The organism is Novosphingobium guangzhouense, assembly GCF_002896965.1.
Taxonomy (GTDB): domain Bacteria; phylum Pseudomonadota; class Alphaproteobacteria; order Sphingomonadales; family Sphingomonadaceae; genus Novosphingobium; species Novosphingobium guangzhouense.
In genome coordinates this window covers 15,171-27,335 of record NZ_LYMM01000062.1, presented here as the reverse complement: position 1 = coordinate 27,335, position 12,165 = coordinate 15,171, and the positions used below count along the sequence as shown (strand labels likewise).

Here is a 12,165-nt window from a genome sequence, read left to right as displayed (position 1 = left end):
GACGCGCATTTGGCTGCGATCGCGTCGAAAAGCAAGGGGGAAGGGACGGGCCGTTGAGCGCGCAGGTTCCTGCGCCCGTTTGGTGACGGGAAGATGACGGCGACGGGGCGGGTTATTGCCGCCTTACCCCCCGCTCATGCTGCGCTTGTCGAAGCATGGGGAGCAGCAGCACCCAGTCTTGGGGCCTTCGACAATGTCAGCCTGAGCGGGGGTGAGGTCCGGTTTGGGTGGATTTGAGACCGACCGCTTCTAAGTAGCAATGTGGTGATAGCCGTCATTTAGCGACGAAAACATCGGCAGGGACCTCGACTGAGAATGGTTCGTCGAGCACGACTTCTCTCTTCCGTCTCAAAAGACCAGATGTTTTGATCGTGTACGGAACATAAATGTAGCGCGAATAACCCTCGCCTTCGAGATGGACGCGAATGCCATCCGGTAAGGTCGGATTGTAAGCTATTGGGATGTTCACATCGACAGCAACAGCTGATCCCGAAATGCTTTTGCTTTTTGCCTCATCGCGCAACGCTGCTGACAAAAGCTGATATAATTCGGCGGGCGCAGGGTGCTCTTCACCGTTCCACCCCGCAACGGCTTTAACCTCGCCCGTTGAAGTTACCGCAGCTCCGAAAGGCAGGAACGATGCGCTGTCTTCGAGCATGTGCTTCGCGAAATCGAGGCAATACGAGAATGCCGAATGCAACTGCTCAGGATTTGCAACCATATACCCCGCCGTAATCGAAAACCCTTTGAACGCTGGCACGATTATCGAATGGCGGCAATCGGCATGATAGCAGGTGCGACTGAAAGGCCACAAAGGGGCGCTTTCAGACGGGCAGCTTTCCTACACCCTCCGCAATCCCATACATTGCGCCGATGCCCGGCCCGATCGCTCTGCGCAGCACAAGTTTACACCGCAAGGTGACACCTCTGTCCCACAAGGTGACACATCGCGCACGAAAGGTCACACAGCTCGCCTTGTCGGGTGCCAAAAAGCCGCGCAGTTCCGCCGCTTTCCCAGCCTCGGCGCAAGTGGTTCACCCATCGGTCAGTGTAAACCGTCAAGGATCGCGGGAACCATCCGCCAGCCCGCAGCTTGCCAGCACCGCCCACGCATCCTAATGCCTGCCCACCTTTTCAGGACGGACCCCCTCGCTTGATCCTTTCCCCCTTCGAATGGACGATCGCCAAGCGCTACATGCTGCCCGGAAAGGGTGAGCGCTTCATCGCCCTCGTCGCCGGCATCAGCCTTGTCGCGGTCATGCTCGGCGTTGCCGCGCTGGTCATCGTCATGAGCGTGATGAACGGTTTCCGCGCCGAACTGTTCGACAAGATCGTCAACCTCAACGGCCACGCCATCATCCAGGCTTACGGCGGCCGTCTCGACAACTGGCAGAGCGTGCTGGAAGACGTGCGCAAGACGCCCGGCGTCACTCGCGCCTCGCCGCTGATCGAGCAGCCGCTGCTGGCCAGCTTCAACGGCCGGGTCGAGGCGATCCTGGTGCGCGGCAACACCGGCGAGGATATCGGCCGCCTTGCCGACAAGGTGAAGGCGGGCGATCTGGCCGAACTCAAGGTCGGGTCCGACAACGTCGCCATCGGCAAGCAGCTGGCGCAGAACCTCGGCGCGCAAGTGGGCGATGTGATCACCATCATCAACCCGGCGGGCCGCTCCACGCCCTTCGGCACTGTACCGCGCCAGATCGCCTATCGCATCGCCGCGGTGTTCGAGATCGGTGTGTATGATTACGACAACGCCTTCGTGGTCATGCCGATGAAGGACGCGCAGACGCTGCTGCTGACCGGCGACCAGATCGGCATGATCGAAGTGACGACCAGCAACCCCGACCGCGTCGGAGAGATCCTTGCCCCCTTGACCCGCCAGCTGGCGGGCCGCGCGGTCGTCACCGACTGGCGCACCATCAACGCCTCGCTGTTCGAGGCGCTGGCGGTGGAGCGGGTGGCGATGTTCGTGATCCTTTCCATCATCGTGCTGGTGGCGGTGTTCAACATCCTGTCATCGCTGATCATGCTGGTGCGCGCCAAGACCCGCGACATCGCGATCCTGCGCACGATGGGGGCCACGCGGCATTCGCTGCTCAAGGTCTTCGTCACCGCCGGTTTCTGCATCGGCGCGATGGGCACCGTGGCGGGGGTGATCATCGGCTTCATCTTCCTCTATTTCCGCCAGCCGATCGTGCATCTGGTTGAAATCCTGACAGGCCAGAACCTGTGGGATCCCTCGATCCGCTTCCTGACCGAACTGCCCGCGCGCTCCGACCCGGTGGAGATCGCCACGATCTGCATCATGGCGCTGGTGTTCAGCTTCCTTGCCACGCTCTACCCCGCCTACAAGGCGGCGAGCACCGATCCCGTGCAGGTGCTGCGCTATGAATGATATCGTTGATCCAGTGGTCCGCCTGACCGATGTGACCCGCAGCTTCGAACAGGGCGGCGTGAAGATCGACGTCCTGCGCGGTGTGAACCTTCAGGTCCGCCCCGGAGAGATCGTGGCGCTGCTCGGTCCATCAGGTTCGGGCAAGTCGACGATGCTGCAGGCGATCGGTCTTCTGGAAGGCGGCTTTGGCGGCAAGATCGAGATCGCCGGTATCGACGCCAGCAAGCTGGGCAAGGACCAGCGCGCGGCAGTCCGGCGCGATCACATCGGCTTCGTCTACCAGTTCCACCACCTTCTGCCGGATTTCAACGCAATCGAGAACGTGGTCCTGCCACAGCTGATCACCGGCAAGCCGCGCGCCGAATGCGAGGCACGGGCGAAGGAACTGCTCGAAGCACTTGGCCTCGGCCAGCGGCTGGACCATCGCCCCAGCAAGCTGTCGGGCGGCGAACAGCAGCGCGTGGCGGTGGCTCGCGCTCTGGCCAACCGGCCGCACATGGTACTGGCGGATGAGCCGACCGGCAATCTGGACGAGGCTACGGCGGACAAGGTCTTCGCGCAGTTCCTCGCGCTGGTACGGGGAGAGGGCAGCGCCGCGCTTGTCGCCACGCACAACGAGCGGCTGGCGGCGGCGATGGACCGCGTGGTGCGCCTGCATGACGGCGTGTTGACGTAAGGGGATATAAGGAGGGGCTGGGCGGAACCGGCGTTGAACTCGCGGTTTTCGTTCCCCACATCATAAAGTCCAGAACAAGAAAGGACACCGCCCATGAGCGACACCCCGTCCACCATCGAAACCAGCACCACGCCGCCCAAGGGCTTTGGCTGGGACGATTCGGCCGAATTGCACAAGTGCGAGGATGGCGGCGGGCTGTTCCACCGGTTCAAGACCATACGGCGCGGCACGGTGGCCGAACTGATCGGCTTTGTGATGGGGCTGCCGGAAGAAAAGCAGGACGATTACGCGATCCAGAAGGATGGCGATCACACGTTCCGCATCGGAGAAATCCGTCGCCTTTCGCGCCGTGCCGATTTCCCCGCTTCGTGACGCCCGGTTCATGACCCGCGATCTTCGCTCCATTGCGGATTTCACTGCAACTCTACCCAACGGCGAGGTGATCAGTCTCGCCGACCGGGTGGGCAAGGTGGTGCTTGTCGTCAACACGGCCAGCAAGTGCGGGTTTACCCCGCAGTACAAGGGGCTGGAGGAGCTCTGGCGCAAATACCGCGATCGGGGTTTCGAAATCATCGCCTTCCCCTGCAACCAGTTCGGCGGGCAGGAGCCGGGCGATGCGGATGAAATCGCGTCGTTCTGTGAAGTGAACTTCGGCCTTTCCTTCCCATTGATGGGCAAGGTCGAAGTCAACGGTCCCGATGCGGCGCCACTGTTTGACTGGCTCAAGGCGGAAGCGCCGGGTTTCCTGGGCTCAAAGGCGATCAAGTGGAACTTCACCAAGTTCCTGATCGATCGTCAGGGTAACGTGGTGCGCCGTTATGCGCCCACAGACAAACCCGCCGCGCTGGAAAAGGACGTTGCGAAGCTGCTCTGATTACCTGCTAGGCTGAGGCACGACGTCCGGCGGCGGCAGCGGCGGCAGCAGCAGCGGCGAAGTCGATCGCCTTCGCCGGGGCAACCGACACGGGTTTCGCCATGACAACCCGGTTACGACCCTGCCGCTTGGCCGCGTAGAGCGCTTCATCGGCGGCGGCGAAGCATGCCGCCTCATCGCCAAGGTGCAGCATTGCAACGCCGATACTGATTGTGGATCGACGGGAAAGCCCACCATGGACGTGGCTGCGCGCCTCGAAGGCGATGCGTATGGCGTTGGCCCGTGTCATGATAGCTTCGGGCGTGTGGGCGTGAATAATGGCGGCGAATTCTTCGCCGCCGACGCGGAATACATCTTCGCCGGTCAGCGCCTCTCGTGCGACCATCGCAGCGCCCGCTATGACGATGTCGCCGAATGCGTGGCCAAGTTCGTCGTTGATCGCCTTGAAGTGGTCGATGTCAAGGACGGCTACCGCTGTGCAGCCTTCCTTGCGGCTGGTCAGCGCAAGAGCTTCCATCCGTTCGTCCAGCGCACGGCGATTGCCGATACCCGTAAGCGGATCGATCAGTGCAAGGCGATAGTGCTGTGCCGCCAGCTGTTCGCGCCCCAATGCTGTCAGGAAGACCCCCAGCAGTAATCCCTGCAGAACGATCAGGAAATTGAACAAGGCGATAGACCAGACTTGTGTTTCCTCAGGTCCGAATGGCGCGGGCAGCGAAAGGGAAAAAGGTGCGCGAAGCAGTTCGAAAACGCAGAACAGGGCGAAAATCCAGTACAGCGTCGTTGCAGACTGCAGTTGTGGATGACGCATGCGCAGGAACTCCCGCGCGGCAAGTCCGTCGAACAGCGCGAAAAGCAGTACGCGCGGCAGCATCCTCAGCTGAGGTATGGCATCGTCGGCGCCGATCGTCGCTGAAAAGATGAGAACCGCGACACACGGCAACACCATAAGGATGGGCTGTGGTTTACGGCCTGCCGTTACCCGAGCGGCCATCCACGCAGCGCCGTAAACCAAGGTCAGAGCGAACCAGCCCAATCTTAGCCCAAGTGGGCCCGGCATTATTCCGGGATACGTAAGCAGAACCCCTGCTGGAACTGCGATGCCGAACGGCGCGAACTGCCAGCTTCGCTGCATCGGACGGCCGTCCTTGAACCAGGACAGCAGGACAGCGATGCACATGATGGCGCCAAGTGCCGTGCTGCATGCCGCAATCGTGGTGATGTCAGGCATCGTCGACGTCAGCGACGCTTTCGGGACGGATAGGGCGAAATGATCATCGGCGTATCCATCTCCGAAGGGCGAATCAATCTAGTCGATCCGGATGTGTACTTACGATCATGGCGTAAGGTTGATTAATGCTTTGTATTCGCGAGCGGCAAGTATGTCGCATTGCAAAGCATTGCTACTTGGTCTTCCGGGTTGCGCTCGGCCTTGCATGGAGCGGCGATGCGCAAACCACCGATGTTTCCCCTGCCTTGTGATGTGATGGTCTTGATCGCGCCGGGGGGCAGTGCATAGATTTATCGGATGCCGCATGCTCCCTTTGTACCGCTTCGCATCTTTTCCAGCTTCACCATGCTGGACGGCGCGATCGACCCAAAGGCGATCGCCAAACTGGCGAAGGAGCGCAAGTTTCCCGCTGCTGCCCTGTGCGACCGAAATGGCCTTTACGCGGCACCTACTTACGCTGGCGCTGCCAAGGGCGCCGGCGTGCAGCCCATCGTCGGCACGTTTCTTGCCATCGCTCGCCCCGGCAATGTCGCGCAGGGACAGGAGCGGCCGATCGACTGGCTTGCCCTGTTCGCGCAGAACGAGGCTGGTTGGCTCAATTTGTGCCACCACGTCAGCCGTGCGCACCTCGATCGTCCGCTTGAAATGGACCCCAATGTCGAACTCGATTCGCTGCGGGGATACACGGACGGTCTGATCTGTCTGACGGGCGGCAACGAAGGTGCGCTGGCGCGCCTCTATGCGGCCGGTCGCCATGAACAGGCGGAAAGCTACTGCGATACGCTGCAATCCCTGTTCGCCGACCGACTTTACATCGAGATCACCCGCACCGGCGAGCCGGAGGAGGACGAGAGCGAGGAGGATCTGATCGCGCTTGCCTATCAGCGCGATATCCCCCTTGTCGGCACGAACCCGGCGCAGTTCGCCGAAAAGGCCTTCCACGCCGCGCATGACGCGATGCTGTGCATTGCCAACTCGACGCAGGTAGATGCCGCCGAACGGCCGCGCTCGTCTTCCGAACGCTGGGTAAAGCCCGCCGATGTGATGGCGGACCTTTTCTCCGATCTGCCCGAAGCTCTGGCAAACACGCTCGTCGTTGCTCAGCGTTGTGCCTATTCACCGCCCAAGCGTAAGCCGCTGCTCCCCAGTCTTGCCGGCGACCGAGAAGGTGAAGCGCGGATGCTGGCCGACGATTCGCGCCGGGGGCTGGCGGCGCGGCTCGCGCCCTATTGGCCGGACGCTACCGAGCAGGAACTGGATGAGGCGATGGCCTTGCAGGGGGACGAGCGTCGCGCGGCGTATGAGATTTTGCGGGAAAAGGGGGTCACGCAAGACTTCCTCGAATACGCTGAGCGCCTTGATTTCGAGACGAAGATCATCGTCGGCATGGGCTTCCCCGGCTACTTCCTGATCGTCGCCGACTTCATCAAGTGGGCCAAGGACAATGGCATTCCGGTGGGGCCGGGCCGTGGTTCGGGCGCGGGCTCGCTGGTCGCGTGGGCATTGACCATCACCGATCTCGATCCCCTGAAACTTGGCCTGCTTTTCGAACGCTTCCTCAATCCGGAACGCGTGTCGATGCCAGACTTCGATATCGACTTCTGCGAAACCCGCCGCGGTGAGGTCATTCGCTATGTGCAGGCCAAGTATGGCCATGATCACGTGGCCCAGATCATCACCTTCGGCAAGATGAAGGCCCGCGCGGTACTGCGCGACTGTGGGCGCATCCTGCAGATGGGCTACGGCCGCGTGGACAGCCTGTGCAAGATGGTGCCGAACCATCCGACTGATCCGTGGACGCTGACCGAGACGATTCAGGGCCGCAAGGCGCATGGTGTCACCAAGGATCCGCCGGTCGCCGAATTCAAGCGCGAATATGACAATGACGCTGAAGTGCGCCGTCTGGTTGATCTGGCGGTGCAGCTTGAAGGTCTGCCGCGGAACTCTTCCACGCACGCAGCGGGGGTGGTGATCGGCGACCGTCCGCTGGCGAAACTGATCCCGCTTTACCGCGACCCCCGCTCGGACATGCCCGTCACCCAGTTCGACATGAAGTATGTCGAAGACACCGGGTTGGTGAAGTTCGACTTTCTTGGTCTGAAGACGCTGTCGGTGCTTCGCAAGGCGTGTGATCTGCTGGAACGGCGCGGCATCACCATCAATCTTTCGACGCTCGCATGGGACGATCCGGGCGTTTACGAACTGCTCAAGCGGGGTGACACCGTCGGCGTATTCCAGCTGGAATCGGAAGGCATGCGCCGTACACTGGCGGCGGTGAAGCCGACCAATTTCGGCGATATCATCGCGCTCGTCTCGCTTTATCGTCCCGGCCCGATGGACAACATCCCGCTGTTCGGCCAGCGCAAGAACGGCCTTGCGCCCATTGAGTATCCGCATGACAAGCTCGCGGGTATTCTTGGCGAAACCTACGGCATCTTCGTCTATCAGGAGCAGGTCATGCAGGCCGCGCAGATCCTGGCAGGATACTCGCTGGGTGATGCAGACCTTCTTCGCCGCGCAATGGGCAAGAAGGTGCAGGCAGAGATGGACAAGCAACGTCAGCGCTTCGTTGACGGTTGCAGGGAAGTGTCTGGCATCGATGCGGCCAAGGCCAACGAACTGTTCGATTTGATCGACAAGTTCGCCGGCTATGGCTTCAACAAGTCACACGCGGCCGCCTACGCCTTGCTGGCGTACCATACCGCGTGGTTCAAGGCGCATTACCCGCACGAATTCTACGCTGCAGCAATGTGTTTCGACATGCATCAATCCGAGAAGCTGGCGATATTCGTCGACGACGCGCGTCGCAACGGCATCGAACTTGCCGCCCCCGACATCAATCGCTCTGAGGCTGAGTTCATCGTCGAGGAAACGGCGGAAAGTCATGCCGTTCGCTATGCGTTGGCAGGCATCCGCAACGTCGGCGAAAAGGCGATGGACGCCATTGTCGCGGAGCGAGAGGCCAACGGCCTGTTCGTAAGCCTTGACGACGTGTTTCGTCGTGCGCCTGCAGGATCGATGAACCGGCGCCAGCTTGAAAGTCTGGCCGCAGCGGGCGCCTTTGACGCACTGGAGCCCAATCGCGCGAAGGTGCTCGCCAATGCGGATACACTGTTGGCGGAGGCAGATCGTTCATCGCGTGAGCGCAATTCCAGTCAGCACGGCCTGTTCGGCGGTGACGATCACGTGGAGCAGGGTCTGCGCCTTGTCGAAGCGGACAAATGGGATCGCGCCGACCAGATGGCGAAGGAGCGCGAGACCTTCGGCTTTTACTTCGCTGCCCATCCTGTGGAAGCCTACCGCGCAGTGGCATCGGCCAACGGCGCACGAACGTATTCCAGCCTCATGGCGGGCGGCGGCGGCGTGGGCCGCACGGGCGCGGTGATGGCCGCAATGGTTGAGAACGTCCAGAAGCGAAAGACCCGTAAAGGCAAGGACTTCGTCATGGCCGATTTCTCGGACTCGTCCGGTAATTTCTCTGCTTCGTGCTTTGAGGAAAGTCTGGTCGAGAACTTCGTGAAGTGGGCCAAAGAAGGTGCGTGTATCCTTCTCAACGTCGAACTTGATTCCCCCAGTCCCGATGAGCCGCCGCGCGTCACCGTGCGGGGGGGCAGGCCCCTCAATGAAGTAAAGGCCGATGCCCGCATGGTGCTCAAGCTGGACATTGACCGGGTCGAGGCGGTGCAGGAACTGGCCCTGCTGATGCGACCGGGACTGCAGGGCGCAGGCGAGGTTATCGCCACGCTCCATCTCGGAGACGGGCGCACGCAAAGGGTTCGGCTGGGACGTGATTTTGCACTGGACGGCGAATTCGCAGAGCATCTGCAAAGCGTGGAAGGGATCAGCAACGTTTCGCTGACGGCCAAGCGCGGTCCGGAGCGGGTTGCAATGGCGGCCTGATAGGAAGGAAGCAGCCCCCCCGGCGCGGGGCTGCTTTCGTGATTTACTTGTCGGTCTTCACAGCGTCCTGCGCAGCATCGCCCACCTTGGTCGCAGCCGCGCCCACATCGTTCGCTGCGTTGGCGATGGCATTGTCCTTGGCTGTTTCGCTGTTCTGGCTGAACAGGTAAATACCGCCGACGATCGCGACCAGCAGCACCAACGCCATTACGATTCCCGTGCCGCCGCCAGTCGACCGGCTTTCGCGAATGATGGTCGTGGTGTGACCTGGTGCCGTGTTCGTGGGGTGCTCGGTTGTGACGGTTTCTTCTGCCATTGAGAGCTCCTGTTCCTTGTGGCTTTCTGGCAGGAGCAACGCGTGATGCTGCCCTCGGTTGCTCGCGAGACCGGACGCAGGCTCAGCGGTCGCGGTAGTGAGGGGGGCGCTTTTCCCGGAATGCAGTCACGCCCTCCGCAAAATCTTCGGACATCAGCATCATTACCTGCTGCCGATCTTCCACCGCCATTGCGTCTGACAAGGATCGCGCGCCAAGGTTGCGATTAAGCGCGTCTTTGGTGAGCCTAAGGCCCATCGGTGAATTGGACGCCATCTCTGCTGCAAGTTGCAGTCCGGCGTCCAGCAGGTGCTCTGCGGGTAGGATCCGGCTGAGAAGACCGCACGATAATGCTGTCTCGGCAGACATGAAACGGCCGGTCAGCATATACTCCGAAGCGATGGAGGCGCCGATCAGCCGGGGCAGAAAATAGCTGCATCCAAGATCGCAGCCGCCAAGACCAACTTTTATGTATGCCGCGTTCATTCGCAGATCCGGCGCACCCAACCGTACATCACTCGCCAGGAGGAGTGAAAAGCCCGCACCGCAGGCCGCACCATGACCCAGTCCAATGATGGGCTGCGGGCACGCCCGCATCAGTTCGAGCAATCCGCTCAGCGAGCGCTGCAATCGCCAGTAGTGCTGGAGTTTCCCTTGTGATCCGTCGTCTATCCAGCCAGCCAGATCCAGCCCTGCGCAGAAGGCGCGACCCTCTGCGCGCAGGATGACTACCCGCACATCTTGCCTTTGAGGCAAGGCAGCTAAATAGGCGCGCAGCGCGAAAGTCAGTTCCTCGTCGAAGGCGTTGAGCGCGTCCGGTCGGTTTAAAGTGACGGTTTCCACCGCATCGCGGCGGTCTACAAGAATGGGATTGGCCATACTGCAGGCTAGATGCTTCGGGCCGGATTGCGCAGTCGCCTCCAGGTAATCATCCTTGTCTAGAGAAGTGACAATTGTCCGTCGAGGGATGGGCGGCGAAACTGCGTGGAGTCGAGGTCGACTTGCACGCCCGTCATCCCCGACCTTGTGGCGGCTACGCGAAACCTGCGGCGGAACAGGTCGGCCCACACACCTTCAGGACGCATCCGGGTGAAGAAGTTGGGATCATTGTCTCGTCCGCCACGTATGGACCGAATGGTCGCCATGACCTTGCCCGCGCGTTCGGGGAAGTGCGTGTCGAGCCATTCGCGAAAAAGCGGTGCGACTTCGTGGGGCAGGCGGATGACGATCCATGATGCTGAACGTACGCCCCGATCGGCGGCATCTTCAATGATGGCTTCCATGAAGCTGTCGGTTATCGAGGGAATGACAGGCGCGATGGACACGTGCACTGGGACGCCTGTTGCTGCCAGCCGCCCCAGTGCCTCCATACGCTTGGCCGGAGAGGCGGCGCGTGGTTCCAGTTTCCGGGACAGCACCGGGTCAAGGCTGGTTATCGATATGCCGACATGGACAAGGTTTCGCTGCGCCAGTTGTTCAAGCACGTCCAGATCAAGCAGTACGCGGTCGGACTTTGTGGTGATCGTCACCGGATGGCGCAGGTCGAGGCAGAGTTCCAACACTTCGCGGGTGATGCGGTAGCGTTCCTCGATCGGCTGATAGGGGTCGGTATTGGTCCCCATTGCGATTGGTGTCGGTCTATAGCCGGGCTTCGCCAGTGTTTCGCGCAAGAGCCTGGCAGCGGCAGGTTTGGCAAACAGCTTCGTCTCGAAATCAAGACCGGGCGAAAGGTCGTGATATGCGTGGGTAGGGCGGGCAAAGCAGTAAATGCACCCATGCTCGCAGCCTCGATAGGCATTGAGGGACCGATCAAACGGGACATCGGGCGATTTGTTGAACGAAAGGATCGAGCGCGGGTGCTCCTCAGTCACGGTGGTCGTCGGGGGACGAGAGCGGCCATCGACGGTTTCCATCGCATCCAGCCAATCGCCGTCTACCTCTCGCGCAGGCAGGTTGAAACGCATGCTTGCCGCGTCGCTTACCGCCCCTCTGCCCTTGATCACTTTCATATGCCTTGCGTGAACAGAATAAGAACAAAAGTCAATGTGGGCTTCGCAGGTTGATCTTGCTGCGCTGCACCCTTAGGCGGGCATGAAAGGGGAATATCATGGCAGGCGCAACGCGCAGGGTCGGAGCAGAAACGTCCGCTACGCGGGCGCTAATCGTTGAGGCCACCAATCAGTTGATCCGGGAAGAAGGCTACGCCTCCGTAAGTTCGCGGCGGGTGGCCGCGCGAGCAGGGCTCAAGCCGTCGCTGGTTCATTACTATTTTCCGACGACCGACGACCTGCTGGTTGAGGTTTCTCGGCAAGGTGCAGCGCAAAGCGACCGCATGATCGAGGAGGCGCTGGCCTCTGACGAGCCGCTGCGTGCGCTCTGGAGCTTCTTTATCGACACAAGCCGCGTTGCAATGGCGCTTGAGTTCATGGCACTGGCGAACCACCGCCCCGCCGTGCGCGATTACATGGCGCAGCACAGCGAAGAGATGCGTGCGCGACAAGTCGAAATCCTCAAGCATATGCTTGGCGACAAGCTGGAGCGCCTGGAAGGTTTTGATGCCGCCGGGCTCAGCGTCGTTCTTGCAGGGATCGGCCGTGCGGTGGTGATGGAGCAGGGGCTTGGCGTGAAGACCGGCCATGCTGAGGCAATACGTATTGTCGAAGGCTGGCTGGACAAGCTGGCGGCCTGATCACGGTCCGGCCACATACCGCGCGGGCGCTGATTGCGGCTTTGCGCGGGGTGGGGTGCGACAGTCGGCTTGATTCCTACCGATCC

Annotated in this window: 11 protein-coding genes; 6 read left to right on the top strand and 5 right to left on the bottom strand. The window is 61.1% G+C overall.

What is annotated here, in order from left to right; all coding sequences use genetic code 11:
* Window positions 1-274: 274 nt before the first annotated feature.
* The gene (locus A8V01_RS28345) at window positions 275-721 is read right to left on the bottom strand and encodes a hypothetical protein (RefSeq protein WP_146037342.1); all 447 of its coding nucleotides are present in this window, start codon (window positions 719-721) and stop codon (window positions 275-277) included.
* Between the two features lie 432 nt (window positions 722-1,153).
* On the opposite strand from A8V01_RS28345, the gene A8V01_RS20605 reads away from it, so the two are divergent.
* The 4 genes from A8V01_RS20605 to A8V01_RS20590 all read left to right on the top strand — a co-directional run bounded on the left by A8V01_RS20605 (window position 1,154) and on the right by A8V01_RS20590 (window position 3,945).
* Complete coding sequence (locus A8V01_RS20605) at window positions 1,154-2,395, top strand: lipoprotein-releasing ABC transporter permease subunit (protein ID WP_103098177.1); 1,242 nt, start codon at window positions 1,154-1,156, stop codon at window positions 2,393-2,395.
* Window positions 2,388-3,071: an ABC transporter ATP-binding protein gene (locus A8V01_RS20600; RefSeq protein WP_103098176.1), complete on the top strand. Its 684-nt coding sequence runs from the start codon at window positions 2,388-2,390 to the stop codon at window positions 3,069-3,071. The genes A8V01_RS20605 and A8V01_RS20600 overlap by 8 nt, the downstream gene beginning before the upstream one ends.
* 93 nt (window positions 3,072-3,164) lie before the next feature.
* Complete coding sequence (locus A8V01_RS20595) at window positions 3,165-3,443, top strand: hypothetical protein (protein ID WP_103098175.1); 279 nt, start codon at window positions 3,165-3,167, stop codon at window positions 3,441-3,443.
* Between the two features lie 10 nt (window positions 3,444-3,453).
* Window positions 3,454-3,945, top strand: a complete 492-nt coding sequence (locus A8V01_RS20590) for a glutathione peroxidase (protein ID WP_103098174.1) — start codon at window positions 3,454-3,456, stop codon at window positions 3,943-3,945.
* Window positions 3,946-3,952: 7 nt separating this feature from the next.
* Here the strand turns inward: A8V01_RS20590 and A8V01_RS20585 are convergent, their stop codons facing one another.
* Window positions 3,953-5,176, bottom strand: coding sequence for a GGDEF domain-containing protein (locus tag A8V01_RS20585; protein ID WP_103098173.1), 1,224 nt, complete (start codon window positions 5,174-5,176; stop codon window positions 3,953-3,955).
* A 297-nt stretch (window positions 5,177-5,473) separates the two neighbouring features.
* Here A8V01_RS20585 and dnaE point away from each other — a divergent pair, with 297 nt between their 5' ends.
* Window positions 5,474-9,076, top strand: coding sequence for a DNA polymerase III subunit alpha (gene dnaE / locus A8V01_RS20580; protein ID WP_103098172.1), 3,603 nt, complete (start codon window positions 5,474-5,476; stop codon window positions 9,074-9,076).
* Between the two features lie 43 nt (window positions 9,077-9,119).
* Here dnaE and A8V01_RS20575 read toward each other — a convergent pair whose 3' ends face one another.
* From A8V01_RS20575 to A8V01_RS20565, 3 genes are all read right to left on the bottom strand, one after another.
* Complete coding sequence (locus A8V01_RS20575; RefSeq protein ID WP_103098171.1) at window positions 9,120-9,392, bottom strand: hypothetical protein; 273 nt, start codon at window positions 9,390-9,392, stop codon at window positions 9,120-9,122.
* 82 nt (window positions 9,393-9,474) lie between these two features.
* On the bottom strand, window positions 9,475-10,269 hold the full coding sequence (locus A8V01_RS20570) for an enoyl-CoA hydratase/isomerase family protein (protein ID WP_103098170.1): 795 nt from the start codon (window positions 10,267-10,269) through the stop codon (window positions 9,475-9,477).
* Between the two features lie 59 nt (window positions 10,270-10,328).
* The gene (locus A8V01_RS20565; RefSeq protein WP_103098169.1) at window positions 10,329-11,399 is read right to left on the bottom strand and encodes a PA0069 family radical SAM protein; all 1,071 of its coding nucleotides are present in this window, start codon (window positions 11,397-11,399) and stop codon (window positions 10,329-10,331) included.
* A gap of 98 nt (window positions 11,400-11,497) precedes the next feature.
* Between A8V01_RS20565 and A8V01_RS20560 the strand changes: the two genes are divergently transcribed.
* Entirely contained in the window at window positions 11,498-12,079 is a 582-nt protein-coding gene (locus A8V01_RS20560) for a TetR/AcrR family transcriptional regulator (RefSeq protein WP_103098168.1), read from the top strand.
* Window positions 12,080-12,165: the final 86 nt, after the last annotated feature.

Coding starts and splice junctions, on each gene's coding strand:
- A8V01_RS20590 (WP_103098174.1), top strand. CDS start 3,454: ATGACCCGCGATCTTCGCTCCATTGCGGATTTCACTGCAACTCTACCC.
- A8V01_RS28345 (WP_146037342.1), bottom strand. CDS start 721: ATGGTTGCAAATCCTGAGCAGTTGCATTCGGCATTCTCGTATTGCCTC.
- A8V01_RS20585 (WP_103098173.1), bottom strand. CDS start 5,176: ATGCCTGACATCACCACGATTGCGGCATGCAGCACGGCACTTGGCGCC.
- A8V01_RS20600 (WP_103098176.1), top strand. CDS start 2,388: ATGAATGATATCGTTGATCCAGTGGTCCGCCTGACCGATGTGACCCGC.
- A8V01_RS20565 (WP_103098169.1), bottom strand. CDS start 11,399: ATGAAAGTGATCAAGGGCAGAGGGGCGGTAAGCGACGCGGCAAGCATG.
- A8V01_RS20560 (WP_103098168.1), top strand. CDS start 11,498: ATGGCAGGCGCAACGCGCAGGGTCGGAGCAGAAACGTCCGCTACGCGG.
- A8V01_RS20570 (WP_103098170.1), bottom strand. CDS start 10,269: ATGGCCAATCCCATTCTTGTAGACCGCCGCGATGCGGTGGAAACCGTC.
- A8V01_RS20575 (WP_103098171.1), bottom strand. CDS start 9,392: ATGGCAGAAGAAACCGTCACAACCGAGCACCCCACGAACACGGCACCA.
- dnaE (WP_103098172.1), top strand. CDS start 5,474: ATGCCGCATGCTCCCTTTGTACCGCTTCGCATCTTTTCCAGCTTCACC.
- A8V01_RS20595 (WP_103098175.1), top strand. CDS start 3,165: ATGAGCGACACCCCGTCCACCATCGAAACCAGCACCACGCCGCCCAAG.